We start from the raw sequence: 19,403 nt of genomic DNA on the forward strand, positions 1-19,403 counted from the left end.
AAGCCCAAGATTTTTTTAGGGTCGTCAAATGGTCTTAAAAATGGTATAATGGAATGAATTTTGTAAAAGGAAGAGTGACATGTCTGTAAGAGAAAAAATGCTTGAAATCTTAGAAGGAATTGATATCCGTTTTAAGGAAGCCTTGCATAGCTATAGTTATACAAAAGTAGGTGGAGAGGCTGATTATCTGGTCTTTCCACGAAATCGTTTTGAGTTGGCTCGTGTTGTTAAATTTGCCAACCAAGAAAATATTCCTTGGATGGTTCTTGGAAATGCTAGTAACATCATTGTTCGTGACGGTGGGATTCGTGGATTTGTCATCTTGTGTGACAAGCTCAATAACGTTTCCGTTGATGGCTATACCATTGAAGCAGAAGCTGGTGCTAACTTGATTGAAACAACTCGCATTGCCCTTCGTCATAGTTTGACGGGTTTCGAGTTTGCTTGTGGCATTCCTGGAAGCGTCGGCGGTGCTGTCTTTATGAATGCGGGAGCCTATGGTGGCGAGATCGCCCACATCTTGCAGTCTTGTAAGGTCTTGACTAAGGATGGAGAAATCGAGACCCTTTCTGCCAAGGACTTGGCTTTTGGTTACCGCCATTCAGCTATTCAGGAATCTGGTGCAGTTGTCTTGTCAGCTAAATTTGCTCTAGCTCCAGGAACTCATCAGGTCATCAAGCAAGAAATGGAACGTTTGACGCATCTACGTGAACTCAAGCAACCTTTGGAATACCCATCTTGTGGCTCGGTCTTTAAGCGTCCAGTCGGGCATTTTGCAGGTCAGTTAATTTCAGAAGCTGGCTTGAAAGGCTATCGTATCGGTGGCGTAGAAGTGTCAGAAAAGCACGCAGGATTTATGATCAATGTTGCTGACGGAACGGCCAAAGACTACGAAGACTTGATTGAGTCTGTTATTGAAAAAGTCAAGGAACACTCTGGCGTTACTCTTGAGAGAGAAGTCCGTATTTTAGGTGAAAACAAGTAGGAAGCTGTATTTGAAAAGCTGCTGCTATGTCATGGAAAGGGGGTGAAAGCCTATCGTTAGTGCAGATGTATGTAGGCAGTTCAATCTCCTACACGAGGTAGTGGCGGCCTGACAGAGCCCTGATCTGTTAATCTATGAAAAAGAAGGAATAAATGACAATTGAAAAAACCAATTATTGAATTCAAAAACGTCTCTAAAGTTTTTGAAGACAGCAACACCAAGGTTCTCAAAGACATCAATTTTGAGTTGGAAGAAGGGAAGTTCTATACTCTTCTAGGCGCGTCTGGTTCAGGGAAATCAACTATCCTAAACATCATTGCAGGTTTGCTAGATGCGACGACAGGAGATATTTTGCTGGACGGTGTCCGCATCAATGACATCCCAACCAACAAGCGTGACGTCCATACGGTCTTCCAATCCTATGCCTTGTTTCCACATATGAATGTGTTTGAAAATGTTGCTTTTCCACTCCGCTTGCGCAAGATTGACAAGAAAGAAATCGAGAAACGCGTAGCGGAAGTTCTCAAGATGGTTCAGTTGGAAGGGTATGAAAAACGTTCCATCCGCAAACTTTCTGGAGGACAACGCCAGCGTGTGGCTATTGCCCGTGCCATTATCAACCAACCCCGTGTGGTCTTGTTGGACGAGCCCTTGTCAGCGCTGGATTTGAAATTGCGAACAGACATGCAGTATGAACTGCGTGAACTACAACAACGATTAGGAATCACCTTTGTTTTTGTTACTCACGATCAGGAAGAAGCCCTCGCCATGAGTGACTGGATTTTCGTTATGAATGATGGCGAGATTGTCCAGTCTGGAACACCTGTGGATATCTACGATGAGCCAATCAACCATTTTGTTGCCACCTTTATCGGTGAGTCAAATATCTTGCCAGGAACCATGATTGAGGACTACTTGGTTGAGTTTAACGGCAAACGCTTCGAAGCGGTCGATGGGGGAATGAAGCCAAATGAACCTGTTGAGGTCGTGATTCGTCCAGAGGACTTGCGGATTACCCTTCCTGAAGAAGGCAAGCTCCAAGTTAAGGTCGATACCCAGCTCTTCCGTGGAGTTCACTATGAAATTATCGCCTATGACGTACTTGGAAATGAATGGATGATACACTCGACTCGTAAGGCCATCGTGGGTGAGGAAATCGGTCTGGACTTTGAACCAGAAGACATCCACATCATGCGTCTCAATGAAACAGAAGAAGAGTTTGATGCTCGTATAGAAGAATACGTGGAAATCGAAGAGCAAGAAGCAGGTTTGATCAATGCAATCGAGGAGGAAAGAGATGAAGAAAACAAGCTCTAAACTCTTTGTAGTGCCCTACATGCTCTGGATCGCACTCTTTGTCCTGGCACCCTTGGTCTTGATTTTCGGACAATCCTTTTTCAATATCGAAGGCCAGTTCAGTTTAGAAAATTATAAATCTTACTTTGCGTCACAAAACTTGACCTACCTAAAAATGAGTTTCAACTCTGTACTCTATGCAGGAATTGTGACCTTTGTGACCTTGCTTATCAGCTATCCAACAGCCCTCTTTTTGACCCGTCTCAAGCACCGTCAACTCTGGCTCATGCTGATTATCCTGCCTACCTGGATCAATTTGCTCCTCAAGGCCTATGCCTTTATCGGAATTTTTGGTCAAAATGGCTCTATTAACCAATTTTTGGAATTTATCGGAATCGGTTCGCAACAGTTGCTTTTTACTGATTTCTCCTTTATTTTTGTCGCAAGCTACATCGAGCTCCCCTTTATGATTTTGCCCATTTTCAATGTCTTGGACGATATGGACAACAATCTCATCAATGCCAGCTATGACCTAGGTGCGACCAAGTGGGAAACCTTCCGCCATGTCATCTTCCCTTTATCGATGAATGGTGTGCGAAGTGGAGTTCAGTCTGTCTTTATCCCCAGCTTGAGCCTCTTCATGCTGACCCGTTTGATTGGTGGGAACCGTGTTATTACGCTGGGAACGGCTATTGAACAGAATTTCCTAACCAATGACAACTACGGTATGGGTTCAACCATCGGTGTAATTCTCATCTTGACCATGTTCATCACCATGTGGGTGACCAAGGAAAGGAGAGAACGATGAAAAAATTTGCCAACCTTTATCTGGGACTGGTCTTTCTTGTCCTCTACCTGCCGATTTTTTACTTGATTGGCTACGCCTTTAATGCAGGCAACGACATGAACAGCTTTACAGGCTTTAGCTTGAGCCATTTTGAAACCATGTTTGGAGATGGGAGACTCATGCTGATTTTGGCTCAGACATTTTTCTTGGCCTTCCTATCAGCCTTGATAGCGACCATTATCGGGACTTTTGGTGCCATTTACATCTACCAGTCTCGTAAGAAATACCAAGAAGCCTTTCTATCACTCAATAATATCCTCATGGTTGCGCCTGACGTTATGATTGGTGCTAGCTTCTTGATTCTCTTTACCCAACTCAAGTTTTCACTTGGCTTTTTGACTGTTCTATCTAGTCACGTGGCCTTTTCCATCCCTATCGTGGTCTTGATGGTCTTGCCTCGACTCAAGGAAATGAATGGCGACATGATTCATGCGGCCTATGACTTGGGAGCTAGTCAATTTCAGATGTTTAAGGAAATCATGCTTCCTTACCTGACTCCGTCTATCATTGCAGGTTACTTCATGGCCTTCACCTATTCGCTGGATGATTTTGCCGTGACCTTCTTTGTAACAGGAAATGGCTTTTCAACCCTATCAGTCGAGATTTACTCTCGTGCTCGCAAGGGGATTTCCTTAGAAATCAATGCCCTGTCTGCTCTAGTCTTTCTCTTTAGTATTATCCTAGTTGTAGGTTATTACTTTATCTCTCGTGAGAAGGAGGAGCAAGCATGAAAAAAATCTATTCATTTTTAGCAGGAATTGCAGCGATTATCCTTGTCTTGTGGGGAATTGCGACTCATTTAGATAGTAAAATCAATAGTCGAGATAGTCAAAAATTGGTTATCTATAACTGGGGAGACTATATCGATCCTGAACTCTTGACTCAGTTTACAGAAGAAACAGGAATTCAAGTTCAGTACGAGACTTTTGACTCCAACGAAGCCATGTACACTAAGATAAAGCAGGGTGGAACGACCTACGATATTGCCATTCCAAGTGAATACATGATTAACAAGATGAAGGACGAAGACCTCTTGGTTCCGCTTGATTATTCAAAAATTGAAGGAATCGAAAATATCGGACCAGAGTTTCTCAACCAGTCCTTTGACCCAGGTAATAAATTCTCCATCCCTTACTTCTGGGGAACCTTAGGAATTGTCTACAACGAAACCATGGTAGATGAAGCGCCTGAGCATTGGGATGACCTTTGGAAGCCAGAGTATAAGAACTCTATCATGCTCTTTGATGGGGCGCGTGAGGTACTGGGACTAGGACTCAATTCGCTAGGCTACAGCCTTAACTCCAAGGATAACCAGCAGTTGGAAGAGACAGTGGATAAGCTCTATAAATTGACTCCAAATATCAAGGCTATCGTTGCGGACGAGATGAAGGGCTACATGATTCAGAACAACGCTGCTATCGGTGTGACCTTCTCTGGTGAAGCCAGCCAAATGCTAGAAAAAAATGAAAATCTACGCTATGTGGTACCAACTGAGGCCAGCAACCTTTGGTTTGACAATATGGTTATACCAAAAACAGTCAAAAATCAAGATGCCGCCTATGCCTTTATCAACTTTATGTTGAAACCTGAAAATGCACTCAAAAATGCAGAGTATGTCGGCTATTCAACACCAAACCTACCAGCTAAGGAATTACTCCCAGAGGAGAAAAAAGAAGATAAAGCCTTCTATCCAGATGCTGAAACCATGAAACACCTAGAAGTTTATGAGAAATTTGACCATAAATGGACAGGGAAATATAGCGACCTCTTCCTACAGTTTAAAATGTATCGGAAGTAGGAGTAGAACGTAAGAAAACGAATCAGTTAGAGCTGGTTCGTTTTTTTATGTAAAAGGTAATTTTTGTAACTGTATGTTTTTCTATGATAGTTGCTTATTTTCTTACCTAGTAGTATACTAAGTTTAACCTTACAGAAAGCGGTAACAAATAATGAAAATGTCTACTTTTTTCAAAAAAAGTTTCTGGCCAACCTTTTTGACTGTTCAGCAAACATATATACTATTTTATCTAAAGGATGGTTTGGATCGACAATACCTAACAACTGAGTTCATATATTTGGTGATAGGAAACTTTATATTTGCAAATATTTGCGTAGCTATCTTTAGCAATTCGAAAACTTGGGATAAAAGTTGGGATAAAAAGAAAAATGGCAGTAAGAAAAAGTATATTCTGAAAAAGTAATCTGAGATGTAGGGAATTGCTCTGATTCAACGAAGATGATTTTCAGTTGACGCAAGCTTAAAAAAACGTTATAATAAGAAAGTTGAGAATTGATTTTCAATCAACTTAGTCCAGAGAAATGGCGGTGCTGCGAGCCATCTAAGCTAGGAAGTCATGCTACTCAATCATACAATTGCATAAGAACAAGAGAATGACAAGTTCATTGAATGAAGGTGGTACCGCGGTTTTTCGCCCTTCGTGATATGAGCTTGTCTTTTGATTTTTGGAGGTGTTGATGAAAACATTTCTTGTCAAACAAAAATTTCGTCTTGGAGGCGAACGCTTCGCTATCAAGGATGACAGGGGAGAAATCGCCTATCAGGTGGAGGGATCATTTTTTAAGATTCCTAAAACTTTTACTATCTATGATGCTAATGGTGAACAGGTCAGTCAGATTAGTAAAGAAATCTTGACCTTGCTTCCTCGTTTTGAGATTCAGCTTCGGGATGGCTCGAGTTTTGTCATTCGCAAGAAGTTGACCTTCTGGCGAGATAAGTATGAGTTTGATAATCTAGGTCTTCGTATCGAGGGCAATATCTGGGATTTGAATTTCAAATTGCTGGATGATCGCGATCAGTTGATTGCGGAAATTAAGAAGGAACTCTTCCATCTGACCTCTACCTATACCGTAACGGTTCTGGAGGACGCTTATGCAGACCTAGTTATTTCCCTCTGTGTCGCGATTGACTATGTGGAAATGCTGGAAAGCCAATCACATTAAACAAGCAAATAAGGAGACAATATGAAACAACTATCTAGTGCACAAGTCCGCCAAATGTGGCTTGATTTCTGGGCGACCAAAGGTCACTCAGTAGAACCATCAGTGAGTTTGGTTCCTGTAAATGACCCAACACTTTTGTGGATCAACTCTGGGGTAGCAACCCTTAAGAAATACTTTGACGGAACCATCATCCCTGAAAATCCACGTATTACCAATGCCCAAAAAGCGATTCGTACCAACGATATTGAAAACGTAGGGAAGACTGCACGTCACCATACCATGTTTGAAATGTTGGGGAACTTCTCTATCGGGGATTACTTCCGTGATGAAGCCATCACTTGGGCTTATGAGCTTTTGACAAGCCCTGAATGGTTTGACTTCCCAGCTGAAAAACTTTACATGACCTACTATCCAGATGATAAAGATTCTTACAACCGCTGGATTGAAGTGGGAGTGGACCCAAGTCACTTGATTCCGATCGAAGATAACTTCTGGGAAATCGGTGCGGGACCGTCTGGACCAGACACAGAGATTTTCTTTGACCGTGGGGAAGCCTTTGACCCAGAAAATATCGGTCTTCGTTTGCTTGCAGAAGATATTGAAAATGACCGCTATATCGAAATCTGGAACATCGTTTTGTCACAATTTAACGCAGACCCTGCTGTTCCTCGTAGTGAATACAAGGAATTGCCACACAAGAACATTGATACGGGCGCTGGTTTGGAGCGTTTAGTAGCGGTTATCCAAGGGGCTAAGACTAACTTTGAAACAGACCTCTTCATGCCAATCATTCGTGAAGTGGAGAAATTGTCTGGTAAGGTCTATGACCAGGATGGCGACAACATGAGCTTTAAGGTTATCGCTGACCACATCCGTTCCCTTTCATTTGCTATCGGTGATGGTGCCCTTCCAGGAAATGAAGGTCGTGGGTACGTCCTTCGTCGTCTTCTCCGTCGTGCTTCTATGCATGGTCAAAAACTGGGTATCAACGAGCCTTTCCTTTACAAACTGGTTCCAACTGTTGGAAAAATCATGGAAAGCTACTACCCAGAAGTGCTTGAAAAACGTGACTTTATTGAAAAAATCGTTAAGAGCGAGGAAGAGTCATTTGCTCGTACCCTACACTCAGGTCAACACTTTGCCCAAGGTATCGTAGCAGACTTGAAAGAAAAAGGACAATCTGTCATCGCTGGTTCAGATGTCTTTAAACTTTACGACACTTATGGATTCCCAGTTGAATTGACTGAAGAAATTGCTGAAGAAGCTGGTATGACTGTAGACCGTGAAGGTTTTGAAGCAGCCATGAAAGAACAGCAAGAACGCGCGCGTGCGTCAGCTGTCAAGGGTGGCTCAATGGGTATGCAAAATGAAACCCTTCAAAACATCACTGTAGAAAGTGTCTTCAACTACAATGCTAGCCAATTGTCTTCTAAATTGGTGGCTCTCGTGGCTGACAATGCAGAAGTAGAAGCTGTATCAGAAGGAACTGCCTCTCTTATCTTTGCGGAAACGCCATTCTATGCTGAAATGGGTGGACAGGTCGCTGACCATGGACAAATTTTGGATGAGTCAGGTAAGGTTGTGGCTACTGTGACCAATGTTCAGAAAGCCCCAAATGGTCAAGCTCTTCATACAGTTGAAGTCCATGCAACACTTGCTTTGAACCAAGAATATACCTTGGCAATTGATACAAATCGTCGTCACCGTGTCATGAAAAACCATACTGCGACTCACTTGCTTCACGCTGCCCTTCACAATATCCTTGGAAACCACGCAACACAAGCAGGATCTCTTAACGAAGTTGAATTCCTTCGCTTTGACTTTACCCACTTCCAAGCAGTAACTGCAGAAGAATTGCGTGCTATTGAACAGCAAGTCAACGAAAAAATCTGGGAAGCTCTTGAAGTCAAGACAGTTGAAACAGATATTGACACTGCCAAGGAAATGGGAGCTATGGCCCTCTTTGGTGAGAAATACGGCAAGGAAGTCCGTGTTGTTACTATCGGTGACTACTCTATCGAGCTTTGTGGTGGTACCCACGTTGGTAACACTTCTGAAATTGGTCTTTTCAAGATTGTCAAAGAAGAAGGTATCGGTTCAGGAACTCGCCGTATCTTGGCAGTGACTGGTAAGGAAGCCTTTGAAGCCTACCGTGAACAAGAGGACGCTCTTAAAGCTGTCGCAGCAACTCTTAAAGCACCACAAGTCAAGGAAGTACCTCACAAGGTAGAAGGACTTCAAGAACAACTTCGTCAACTTCAAAAAGAAAATGCTGAGTTGAAAGAAAAAGCCGCAGCTGCAGTCGCGGGCGATGTCTTCAAGGATGTGAAGGAAGTCAATGGTCACCGTTACATTGCTAGCCAAGTATCTGTATCTGACGCTGGTGCCCTTCGTACTTTTGCGGATAACTGGAAACAAAAAGACTACTCTGATCTTCTTGTCCTAGTTGCTGCTATCGGTGACAAAGTCAATGTCCTTGTAGCAAGCAAGACAAAAGACCTTCATGCAGGAAACCTTGTCAAAGAATTGGCACCAATCGTCGATGGACGTGGTGGTGGTAAACCAGACATGGCCATGGCAGGAGGAAGCAACCAAGCTAAAATCCAAGAATTGTTGGATTCAGTAGCAGGTAAATTGTAATTAAGTAAAGATCTATCCATTTGGGTAGGTCTTTTTGTGAATGCAAAAAAGCCAAATCCGCTTGGACCTGGCTTGATTATCATTAGCTATTAGATTGTATTGGTTGCCCAGACACTTACCGAAGCAGCTGAGACAGGGAATTGTCCATAACCTTCCTCATCAATTGTAACTTGACCTTGGTGGTTTCCAAGTAAGTCTATGAAAGTTTGGTTAGCCCATTCTTGGCCGACAAACATAGACTTGCTGTTTTCTTGGTCATTTGAGATAAGGACTGCGATTGGGGATTGATTTTCATCACCTGAACGTACCCAACCGATACAGTTTGCGTCATCAAAGTAGTCTGTTTGCTCTCCGTAGGCCAAATCTTTTCGGATGGCTAGGAGACGGTCAAGGACTTCTTTGAAATCTTCTTGAGCATATTGCCCTGAAATCCCATAGTAGTCACCGTAAAAGACACATGGAAGGCCATTTTGGCGTAACAGAATGAGGGCATAGGCCGCTGGTTTGAACCATTCTTCAACAGTAGACTCAAGAGCCTGACCTCGTTGGGTATCGTGGTTGTCGACAAAGGTTACAGCCTTGTCAGGTTTGAGTTCAACCAAGCTATCTGTAAAAATGCCACGAAGGTCATAGTTGGAACCTGCTCGGCTAGCATCAAAGAGATTCTGGTGGAGACGAACATCGACAAGGTCAAAGCGTTCTTCCGTTTTTTCGAGATAGTCCAGATTGGCTTCCTTGTCTGGATTCCAAAATTCCCCAAAAACATAGAAATCTTGACCATATTTTTCCTTCATATCGCGGATAAAATTGCTCATAAAGAAAGAGTCAATGTGCTTAACGGCATCCAAGCGGAAACCAGCTACACCAGTCGTTTCCATGAACCAATCAGCCCAGTCATAGATATTTTGGATGACTTCAGGATGTTTAAAGTCTAGATCAGCATACATGAGGTAGTCGTAGTTTCCGTTTTCATTATCAACCAATTCCTCGTTGGCCCAACCCTTGTTGTCTCCTTGAATCAGATAAATCCCAGACTTTCGGCGTTTTGCATCGTAGTCTGTACCTGTGAAGTGGTACCAGTGCCAGTGGAAGTCATTGTAGGTATCTTGGCGACCATCGAAGGTAAAACTAGTCCAGCCATTGATGGTGAAAGGTTCTCCGAGTTCAACTGTACGGTCTACAGGATCCACTTCGATGACCTGAAAGGCTTCCCTGTGATCGGCCGCAGCCTTGTGGTTGAGTACCACATCGGCCATAGGCTGGATTCCCTGTGCTTTTAGGGCTTGAATGGCTTGAAGATAGTCTTCTTTAAAACCATACTTGGTGCGGACAGTCCCTTTTTGCTTAAACTCTCCTAGGTCAAATAAGTCATAGACCCCATAGCCGACATCTTTTTCATTGGTAGCTTTGAAAGCTGGTGGCATCCAGACGTGACTGATACCCAGATGAGCTAGGTGTGGAGCATCTTCAGCCAGACGCGTCCAGTGCTGACCATCGTGGGGCAGATACCATTCAAAGTATTGCATGAGTGTTTGATTTTGCATGATGTTTCCTCTTACTTGTCAATCTTGTTCTTTATTCTATCATAAAGTATCTCTCGGAGCAAACGTTTGCGTAAGAATAGAAGGAAACTATTGTATCTACTTAAAATAAAGTGTTGATTTTTTTGTATCAAAGTGCTAGTATAATAGTATGTAATATAGATAAAGATAGGAGTCATCCCATGATTGAATTTCAAAATGTAAGTAAGTTGTATGGTGATAAAGAGGCCTTGAGCAATCTCAATTTGCAGATTAAAAATGGGGAGATTATGGGCTTGATTGGCCATAATGGGGCTGGAAAATCGACCACTATAAAATCCCTAGTCAGTATCATTTCACCCAGCAGTGGTCGTATTTTGGTAGACGGTCAGGAGTTATCGGAAAATCGCTTGGCTATTAAACGAAAGATTGGCTACGTAGCAGACTCGCCTGACTTATTTTTACGCTTAACGGCCAATGAATTTTGGGAATTGATTGCTTCATCCTATGATCTGACTAGCTCTGACTTGGAGGCTAGTCTAGCTAGGCTATTGAACGTTTTTGATTTTGCTGAAAACCGCTATCAGGTTATTGAAACCCTTTCTCACGGAATGCGTCAGAAAGTCTTTGTCATCGGAGCACTCTTGTCCGATCCCGATATTTGGGTCTTGGACGAACCCTTGACAGGTTTGGATCCCCAGGCTGCCTTTGATTTGAAGCAAATGATGAAGGAACATGCACAAAAAGGCAAGACAGTCTTGTTTTCAACTCATGTCCTTGAGGTGGCAGAGCAAGTCTGTGATCGGATTGCCATTTTGAAAAAGGGGCATTTGATTTATTGTGGTAGTGTAGAGGACTTGAGAAAAGACCACCCAGACCAGTCTTTGGAAAGTATCTACCTTAGTCTTGCTGGTAGAAAAGAGGAGGTTGCGGATGCGTCTCAAGGTCATTAAAAAATTAGTTGATATCAATATCCTTTATTCATCTCAAGAAGCTAATCTGGCTAACCTACGAAAGAAGCAAGCCAAGAATCCTGGGAAAAAAGTAAATGTTTCCGCTAGAGTCCTAAGTTCTTACATTTTTTCCAGTCTCTTGATGCTTTTGATGTTTATAAATATAGCCTTTCGTTTTCCTTTTGAGGAAATACCAAGTTTTTTTAGTAGCATGGTTGCTATTTTACTGGTGCTTGCCTTTTCAACTTCTTTCACTGCCTTTTACAATGTCTTTTATGAGAGTAAGGATTTGGTATCGTATAGGCCCTATGCCTTTAAAGAATCAGAGATTATAATTGCTAAAGGACTGTCTGTCCTCTTGCCAGCTCTGCCTGGAATTGTACCAATCCTAGCTTATTTTCTAGTTCTCTACATTAGGCTAGCACCTTCTCTTTGGCTTGGCTTGCCTTTGATGCTGCTGTCCTTGGCCTTATTATTTGTCTCTGTTACTTTAGTGATGGTAGTGGCAGTGCATTTCTTGGCTCAGACTAGGGTCTTCAGAAAGTATCAGTCTATTTTTTCGAATGTGATGATTGGGATAGGGGTTCTCATACCTTTAATATTTGTCCTCTTTCTACAGTCGACTTTTGGAAGTATTGTTGACAAAGTTAGAGACATTCCATTTCTCCTTTATCCTCTTCATATCTTTTACAAAATAGCAGTGGAGCCTTTTTCGACAGAAGCCATAGCGGGTCTACTAGCTTGGATAGGGTTAACTCTCTTCTTGCTTTACCTGACCAAAAAGAAGGTTCTTCCTCATTTTTATGACGTGATTCTGCTTAACAGTGAGGAGAAGGTCAAGAAAGAACGTCGCAATAAGGAGAGAATTTCAACTACTAATAAAAAGGGTTTTTTCCGTATGGTTTTACGCTACCACCTCACCCTCTTGGGACAGGGAACTGGCGTGATTACAGTGCTTTTTACAAGTGCTTTCCTTCCTTATCTCATGATGATCGGTCTGATTTCCAAAATCCGAGATTCTCAGATAGTTCCAGACATTCATCCTCCATACTGGTTACCCTTGTTTTTTATAGCTCTCTTTATAGCAGTTGTCAATAACAATATCACCAGCCTGCATTCAATTGCCTTGTCCTTGGAGAGGGAAAATTTTGATTTTCTGAAGAGTTTACCCTTTGACTTTGCTCGTTATGTGAAAGTGAAATTTTGGATTATATTTGCTGTCCAGTCCTTTTTACCAATTCTGACTTTACTTGGTCTTTCTCTATATCTAGGCTTGCCCATCCTTTCGATGATTTACCTTCTTGTAGTCTGGACCCTTGCCAGTGTCATCCTTTCTTGTCACCATTATTTTAAGGATGTGAAAAATCTGTCAACCAATTGGAGTAGCATTACGGACCTAGTGAATCGTTCAAATGGTATAGTCAAAATTGTTTTACTCTTAATTTATTGTGTTATCTTGTCGATTTCAGCCCTTGTGAGCATATTCTTGGTTCAGTCTCTCGCCCCTGTCCTTGCTATCAGCTTGGGAGTAGGAGTTCTTATCCTCTTGCTTGCTCTTGCTATTTTTGGCTATCATTACTACCTGTCACGCATATTGACAGAAATAGAAAAAAGATGAGATAGTTGGTCGCTTGCTTGATAAATTTCATTTGACAAAACACTTTCATAGTTTATTATAATGTAGTTATAAAATATTAAGATTGGTAATCAAAAATATAGGGAGGAATGTTTTGAATAAGAAATATAATATAGTTCTATTATTGTTGTTTATAGTTTATTTATTTGGATATTTTTCAATTTCAAAAACGTTAATTCCTATAATGTGTCTTTTTCAAGTATTTTTGATAGAACATATATTTAGAGTTCGAAATAGAATGATGCAGATAGGTGAAATTATAATTATTGTTGCTTCTATAATATTATTTATTGATAGTATATTGAGTTTGTAACAAAAGGCTTCTCTATAGAATCAAATTTTCCAGATACCTGCTGAAGCTGATTTATCTTCTACTATCTACGTCACTAAACTTGACAGACATATATTGCAGTTACAACCTCTCTACCTATAATCTCAAAGTTAAACTGAGGCTAGTTTCTTAGTTTGCTCTTTGATTTTTGTTGATAAAAAGAAATGCTCCTCCAAGACGGAAGAGCATTTTTTATTGTGATTTTGATTCGGTTTCTGCCGACTCTGGGTGGAGTTCTTGGTAACTTGGTGCTTTGAAAAGGTCAGCACTGGTTTTGCCTTGTCGTTGGCTAAAGAGACTGGTTGATTGACTACCTTTTTCCTGCTCAATCTTTTGCAGAATTGGTAAAGAATTGAGGTAAGAAATACTTTCTGTATCAACTTTTCCAAGATGATCTGCTTGGTAGAAACGTATCAAATCGCCAGTTTGAATCTGGTCGCTGATTTTTAGCTGTTGACTAGCTGCTTGACGAACAATTTCTAGTTCAGTCTGAGCTTGTTCATCAAGATTGCTGATTTCAAGACCGCTTTCAGTATAGTAGGTTCGTCCGTCATAGCTAGTATATTTTGGCGTGACGAAGGAATTGGCAGTTCGAAAGGCAACGATTTCTTGATGATCTGGTGATAGGAGGTCTTGGCCGACTTGAAGGAAGGAATTGGACTCAATACCAAGGAGGTGTTCGAGAGTCGGTAAGATATCGATTTGTCCACCGTAGGTATTGATGATTTGCCCTTTTTCATAGCCAGGCATGACTACCATAAAAGGCACTCGTTGCAACATGGCATTATCGTAATTAGACCAGTTCTCAGAAGTCTTTCCAATCAAGGGTGCCAGGTCAGGATTGCGGGAATTGGAAATACCATAATGGTCTCCGTAGATGACGATGATGGATTTTTCATAGAGGCCACTTTCTTTGAGATAGTCAAAGAAGGCCTTGATAGCACTGTCCAGATAGTTGGCTGTTTGGAAGTAGCCATTGATCGTTTCATCTTTGGTTTTAGCCAAGGGGAAACCAAGCTCATCGCTTGTCAGATTGCTAGCATAGGGATAGTGATTGGACACCGTGATATACTTGGCATAAAAAGGCTGCTGCAAGTGCTCTAGATATTGGATAGAATCTTTCATCATGATTTTATCATTTAAACCATATTGGAAAGAATTGCTACTGTCTTGCTTGGTGAAGTAGGAAGCATCAAAGAAGTATTGGTAACCCCATTGTTTGTAGGTCGTATTTCGGTTCCAGAAGGTCCCGATATTGCCGTGAAAGACAGCACTTGATTGGTAGCCGTTTTTTGATAGGATAAAAGGCGCAGCTTGCTGGGTATTGGTACCTCCATAGTTGACCATGAAGGAACCTTGGTCAAGTCCAAACAAACCAGTTTCCAGCATGGTTTCTGCATCTGAGGTCTTACCAGCCTTGACTTGGTTAAAGATATTCGAAAAGGCTAGGGTTGATTGCGAATGGTAGAGGGAATTTAGGAAGGGAGTGACTTCATGCTCAGTTCCATCTATGTTGAGTTTATAGTCCAGCAGGAACTGTTGGAAACTTTCCAAGTGGAGATAAATCACATTTTTTCCTTTGGCCAAGCCAAAATAGTCTGGATTGGGCTTAGCAGAATGTTCTTGAATATAATCTGTAATAGGTTGAAGATCAGTCTCAGAGGCCTTGGCACGTTCCTTGTTGGCGCTGTAGGATTGGTTGGCACTATAACCTAGAAAAGCTGGTAAACTGAGGGCGCGGACAACATAATAATTCGAAAATCCTCGCGACAGGAGATCGGGACGCTCAATTTCAGCCAAGAAAAGATTAGCAGAAAAGAGCAGGGCTGAGAGAGCAGTGATAGCAACACTGGAGCGGAATTTGAAGGGTCTCCTATCCAGCTGGATGAATTTTTTATAGAAAAGGAAAGCCAGCAATGGGAAATCCATAAAATAGATGAAATCCCAAGGACGCAGTAACTCTAGTTCTGCAGTGCCGACAGACACCTTGCTGACCACCTTCATGGTATTAGCCGTGATAAAGTCGCTAAATTCTCGATAGTAAAAGACGTTAGAATAAAGCCAAATGAATAAAAGGCTATAAATAGCTATACTCAGGCCATAAAAAATCTTGGTTGACCGAGCATAGAGGGCTAGAGCCAGCAGGAGTAGTCCCAAGGGAAGGGGATTGAAAAAGGCGATAAAGGCAAGGTAATTTCCCTGCAACTTGCCCACTTGAATATCTAAATTAAAGTCAACGGCATAGGCTAATAAGGTTTTGAGCCAATATAGGATTAAAAGGGTTAGGACAAAACCCAGTCTGGTACCGACGGCTTTTTGGATTTTGTTAAAATTGCTTTTCACACATTTACTTCCTAATTTTTTATTAGTATTAGTATACCATTTTTTAAAAGAAGAGTAAAAAAGCAAGGGTAGTTTCTTTTTTGAGAATTGGCTAAAAGTTTGATATAATGGTAGTTATGAATAGAATAAGAGTCAGCAAAAGGGTTGAAAAGAAGCTCGCTAAGGGGCTAGTTTTACTAGAAGCCAGTGATCTTGAGAATGTTCATCTCAAGGATCGGGAAGTAGAAGTGCAGAGTCAGGAAGGAACCTTTCTTGGGACTGCCTACCTTTCTCAGCAAAACAAGGGCTTGGGCTGGTTTGTGAGCACAGACAAGGTGACCTTCAATCAAGCTTTCTTTGAAACGCTGTTTAGACAAGCTAAAGAAAAGAGAAGAACCTACTATCAAGATGATTTGACAACTGCCTTTCGTCTCTTCAACCAAGAGGGAGATGGCTTTGGGGGTCTGACAGTGGATCTTTATGGCGACTATGCTGTCTTTTCTTGGTATAACTCTTATGTTTATCAGATTCGCAAGGTTATCTCAGAAGCTTTTAGACAGGTTTTTCCTGAGGTTTTAGGAGTATATGAGAAGATCCGTTTTAAGGCTTTGGACTATGAATCTGCCCATGTTTATGGTCAAGAAGCACCTGACTTTTTCACTGTTTTGGAAAATGGTGTCTTGTATCAAGTCTTTATGAATGATGGCTTGATGACAGGGATTTTCCTAGACCAGCATGAGGTTCGCGGTAGTTTAGTGGATGGATTGGCTATGGGCAAATCCTTGCTCAATATGTTTTCTTATACAGCAGCCTTCTCAGTAGCTGCAGCTATGGGGGGAGCAAGCCAGACTACTTCGGTTGACCTAGCTAAACGTTCACGAGAATTGTCACAAGCGCATTTTCAGGCCAATGGAATCAGCACAGACGAGCATCGTTTTATAGTTATGGATGTCTTTGAATATTTCAAATACGCTAAGAGAAAAGGCTTGACCTACGATGTGATTGTCCTAGATCCGCCTAGCTTTGCTCGGAATAAAAAACAAACTTTCTCTGTGGCTAAGGATTATCACAAGTTGATATCTCAGAGTCTTGAGATTTTAAATCCGGGAGGGATTATCATTGCCAGTACCAATGCTGCCAATGTTTCCCGCCAGAAATTTACAGAACAAATTGATAAAGGCTTTGCAGGAAGAAGTTACCAGATTTTAAATAAATACGGTCTTCCAGCAGATTTTGCCTATAATAAAAAAGATGAAAGTAGTAATTACCTCAAGGTGATTAGTATGAAGGTTAGTAAATGAAATTGATCGTTTCAGTAATGCCAAGAAGTTTAGAGGAGGCTCAGGCTCTGGATGCCACGAGGTACCTGGATGCCGACATCATTGAATGGCGTGCCGATTATCTGCCTAAAGAAGCGATTTTGCAGGTAGCTCCAGCTATTTTTGAAAAATTCGCAGGCCGTGAGTTGGTTTTCACATTGCGAACTCGCTCTGAAGGGGGAGAAATCGACCTTTCTCCAGAAGAGTATATCCATCTAATCAAGGAAGTGGCACAACTCTATCAACCAGACTATATTGATTTTGAGTACTATAGCTACAAGGATGTTTTTGAGGAAATGCTGGACTTCCCAAATCTTGTTTTGAGTTACCATAATTTCCAAGAAACACCTGAAAATATGATGGAAATCTTGTCAGAGTTGACGAGCCTAAATCCAAAACTTGTTAAGGTTGCGGCTATGGCTCACACGGAGCAGGATGTGCTAGACTTGATGAACTATACACGAGGCTTTAAAACCCTCAATCCTGAACAGGAATATGTTACCATTTCTATGGGCAAGGTGGGCAAGGTCTCTCGTATCACTGCGGATGTGACGGGTTCGAGTTGGTCTTTTGCCAGTCTGGATGAGGCTAGTGCCCCTGGTCAGATTTCTCTAGCCAACATGAAAAAAATTCGGGAGATTTTGGATGAAGCTTGATGGCTATACACGTTTAGCTGCCGTTGTTGCCAATCCTATTAAGCATTCTATTTCCCCCTTTATTCACAACAGCGCCTTCGAGGCGACAGCTACCAACGGTGCTTATGTGGCTTGGGAGATTGAAGCGAGTGACTTAGCAGAAACGGTGGCCAATATTCGTCGCTACCAGATGTTTGGTATCAACCTATCCATGCCCTATAAGGAGCAAGTGATTCCATATTTGGATGAACTGAGTGACGAAGCGCGCTTGATCGGTGCGGTCAATACGGTTGTTAATGAGAATGGCAATTTAATTGGATATAATACAGATGGCAAGGGATTTTTTAAGAGCTTGCCTTCTTTTACAATTACAGGTAAGAAGATGACCCTGCTGGGTGCAGGTGGTGCTGCCAAGTCCATTTTGGCGCAAGCTATTTTGGACGGCGTCAGTCAGATTTCAGTCTTTGTTCGTTCAGTTTCTATGGAAAAAACAAGACCTTACCTAGACAATTTACAGGAGCAGACAGGCTTTAAAGTGGACTTGTATGCTTTAGAAGATGTTTCTGTCTTGCAAGCAAGGATTGCCGAGTCGGATTTACTGGTCAATGCGACAAGTGTAGGAATGGACGGTCAATCATCTCCAGTTCCTAAAAGCATTGTCTTATCAGAAACTCTTTTAGTAGCTGATATCATTTACCAACCCTTTGAAACCCCATTTTTGAAATGGGCTAGGAGGCAGGGCAATCCAGCGGTCAATGGTCTGGGAATGTTGCTCTATCAAGCTGCAGAAGCTTTTCAACTGTGGACAGGAAAGGAAATGCCAACAGAAGAAATTTGGCAGTCTTTAACAGAAAAATACCAATAAAGAAAGGGAGATTCTCCTATGAAAATCAGAATCGATATTCCTCATCATCCTTATGATATTCAGATTGAAAAAGATTGTCTGGCTCAGGCTGGTCAATGGTTGCGAGAACTCTGGCAACCACAAAAAGTGGTCATTGTAACAGACAACCATGTAGCTTCTCTTTATGCAGAGAAGGTCAAGCTCAGCCTAGAAGATGCTGGTTTTCAGGTAGCTGTTTTTGACTTTTTAGAAGGGGAAGAAAGAAAGAATTTAACTACTGTCCAGAAAGTCTATGAATTTCTAGTCAAGCAGGGGCTGACTCGTAGCGATGGAATCGTGGCTCTAGGTGGCGGTGTCGTTGGGGACCTGGCTGGTTTTGTAGCCTCTACCTATATGCGGGGCATTCACTTTGTTCAGATACCGACTAGCTTGACAGCTCAGGTGGATTCTTCTATCGGTGGAAAGACAGGCGTCAATACTCCATTTGCTAAAAATATGGTGGGTACCTTTGCCCAACCAGACGGGGTTCTGATTGACCCACTTGTTCTTGAAACCCTCGGAAAAAGAGAGTTGATTGAAGGAATGGGTGAAGTTATCAAGTATGGCTTGATTGAGGATCCAGAACTGTGGGCTCTTTTGACGGAGCTGGATGGTTCTGTTGAGAGCATTCTGGAACATGCAGAGACCTTGATTGAACATTCTTGTCAGGTCAAGCGCAAGATGGTGGTTGAGGATGAGCTGGACAATGGTGTTCGCCTTTACCTCAATTTTGGTCATACTATTGGCCATGCCATCGAAGCGACTGCCGGTTATGGAAAAGTCATGCATGGTGAAGCTGTAGCCATGGGAATGGTACAGATTTCCAAGGTTGCTGAGGGAAAAGGCTGTATGCCAGCTGGTATTACCCAGTCCATCACAGAGATGTGTCAGAAATTTGGCTTGCCTGTTGATTATGAAAACTGGGATGTTGACAAGCTTTATCAGGCTTTGACTCATGACAAGAAGGCGCGTGGTAATACCTTGAAATTGGTCTTGGTACCAGAGCTTGGTTCAGCGACCATTCACCCAGTTTCTCTGGAAGAGATGAAAGACTACTTGGTAAAATAAGGAGAGT

16 protein-coding genes are annotated in these 19,403 nt (G+C 42.0%); 14 read left to right on the plus strand and 2 right to left on the minus strand.

The window, feature by feature from the left end:
- Positions 1-79 precede the first annotated feature (79 nt).
- From murB to alaS, 8 genes are all read left to right on the plus strand, one after another.
- Positions 80-985, plus strand: coding sequence for a UDP-N-acetylmuramate dehydrogenase (gene murB / locus HW098_RS05960; RefSeq protein ID WP_176139554.1), 906 nt, complete (start codon positions 80-82; stop codon positions 983-985).
- Positions 986-1,144: 159 nt separating this feature from the next.
- Positions 1,145-2,302, plus strand: a complete 1,158-nt coding sequence (locus tag HW098_RS05965) for an ABC transporter ATP-binding protein (RefSeq protein ID WP_176139555.1) — start codon at positions 1,145-1,147, stop codon at positions 2,300-2,302.
- A complete protein-coding gene (locus HW098_RS05970) occupies positions 2,283-3,089 on the plus strand; it encodes an ABC transporter permease (RefSeq protein ID WP_000753801.1) in 807 nt (268 codons plus the stop codon). The genes HW098_RS05965 and HW098_RS05970 overlap by 20 nt, the downstream gene beginning before the upstream one ends.
- Positions 3,086-3,859, plus strand: a complete 774-nt coding sequence (locus HW098_RS05975; protein WP_176139556.1) for an ABC transporter permease — start codon at positions 3,086-3,088, stop codon at positions 3,857-3,859. Before HW098_RS05970 ends, HW098_RS05975 begins: the two co-directional genes overlap by 4 nt.
- Complete coding sequence (locus tag HW098_RS05980) at positions 3,856-4,926, plus strand: ABC transporter substrate-binding protein (protein WP_176139557.1); 1,071 nt, start codon at positions 3,856-3,858, stop codon at positions 4,924-4,926. The genes HW098_RS05975 and HW098_RS05980 overlap by 4 nt, the downstream gene beginning before the upstream one ends.
- A gap of 151 nt (positions 4,927-5,077) precedes the next feature.
- Positions 5,078-5,329, plus strand: a complete 252-nt coding sequence (locus HW098_RS05985; protein ID WP_176139558.1) for a hypothetical protein — start codon at positions 5,078-5,080, stop codon at positions 5,327-5,329.
- Between the two features lie 274 nt (positions 5,330-5,603).
- Positions 5,604-6,089, plus strand: coding sequence for an LURP-one-related/scramblase family protein (locus HW098_RS05990; RefSeq protein ID WP_049522288.1), 486 nt, complete (start codon positions 5,604-5,606; stop codon positions 6,087-6,089).
- Between the two features lie 21 nt (positions 6,090-6,110).
- Positions 6,111-8,729, plus strand: coding sequence for an alanine--tRNA ligase (alaS, locus tag HW098_RS05995; protein WP_176139559.1), 2,619 nt, complete (start codon positions 6,111-6,113; stop codon positions 8,727-8,729).
- Positions 8,730-8,818: 89 nt separating this feature from the next.
- Here alaS and HW098_RS06000 read toward each other — a convergent pair whose 3' ends face one another.
- Positions 8,819-10,273: an alpha-amylase gene (locus HW098_RS06000; RefSeq protein WP_176139560.1), complete on the minus strand. Its 1,455-nt coding sequence runs from the start codon at positions 10,271-10,273 to the stop codon at positions 8,819-8,821.
- A gap of 179 nt (positions 10,274-10,452) precedes the next feature.
- Between HW098_RS06000 and HW098_RS06005 the strand changes: the two genes are divergently transcribed.
- Entirely contained in the window at positions 10,453-11,202 is a 750-nt protein-coding gene (locus HW098_RS06005; RefSeq protein WP_176139561.1) for an ABC transporter ATP-binding protein, read from the plus strand.
- Complete coding sequence (locus tag HW098_RS06010; protein WP_176139562.1) at positions 11,183-12,820, plus strand: hypothetical protein; 1,638 nt, start codon at positions 11,183-11,185, stop codon at positions 12,818-12,820. The genes HW098_RS06005 and HW098_RS06010 overlap by 20 nt, the downstream gene beginning before the upstream one ends.
- Before the next feature lie 541 nt (positions 12,821-13,361).
- Here the strand turns inward: HW098_RS06010 and HW098_RS06015 are convergent.
- Positions 13,362-15,512, minus strand: a complete 2,151-nt coding sequence (locus tag HW098_RS06015; RefSeq protein WP_176139563.1) for a sulfatase-like hydrolase/transferase — start codon at positions 15,510-15,512, stop codon at positions 13,362-13,364.
- 116 nt (positions 15,513-15,628) lie between these two features.
- On the opposite strand from HW098_RS06015, the gene HW098_RS06020 reads away from it, so the two are divergent.
- From HW098_RS06020 to aroB, 4 genes are read left to right on the plus strand one after another with little or no spacing between them, the layout of a single operon-like run.
- Positions 15,629-16,792: a class I SAM-dependent rRNA methyltransferase gene (locus tag HW098_RS06020; RefSeq protein WP_176139564.1), complete on the plus strand. Its 1,164-nt coding sequence runs from the start codon at positions 15,629-15,631 to the stop codon at positions 16,790-16,792.
- The gene (aroD, locus tag HW098_RS06025) at positions 16,789-17,466 is read left to right on the plus strand and encodes a type I 3-dehydroquinate dehydratase (RefSeq protein WP_173233364.1); all 678 of its coding nucleotides are present in this window, start codon (positions 16,789-16,791) and stop codon (positions 17,464-17,466) included. Before HW098_RS06020 ends, aroD begins: the two co-directional genes overlap by 4 nt.
- Positions 17,456-18,310 carry a shikimate dehydrogenase gene (locus HW098_RS06030; protein WP_176139565.1) on the plus strand — a complete coding sequence of 285 codons (855 nt, stop codon included), beginning with the start codon at positions 17,456-17,458 and terminating at the stop codon, positions 18,308-18,310. Before aroD ends, HW098_RS06030 begins: the two co-directional genes overlap by 11 nt.
- An 18-nt stretch (positions 18,311-18,328) precedes the next feature.
- The gene (aroB, locus tag HW098_RS06035) at positions 18,329-19,396 is read left to right on the plus strand and encodes a 3-dehydroquinate synthase (RefSeq protein ID WP_176139566.1); all 1,068 of its coding nucleotides are present in this window, start codon (positions 18,329-18,331) and stop codon (positions 19,394-19,396) included.
- Positions 19,397-19,403: the final 7 nt, after the last annotated feature.

The organism is Streptococcus sp. 1453 (assembly GCF_013276955.1).
GTDB lineage: Bacteria > Bacillota > Bacilli > Lactobacillales > Streptococcaceae > Streptococcus.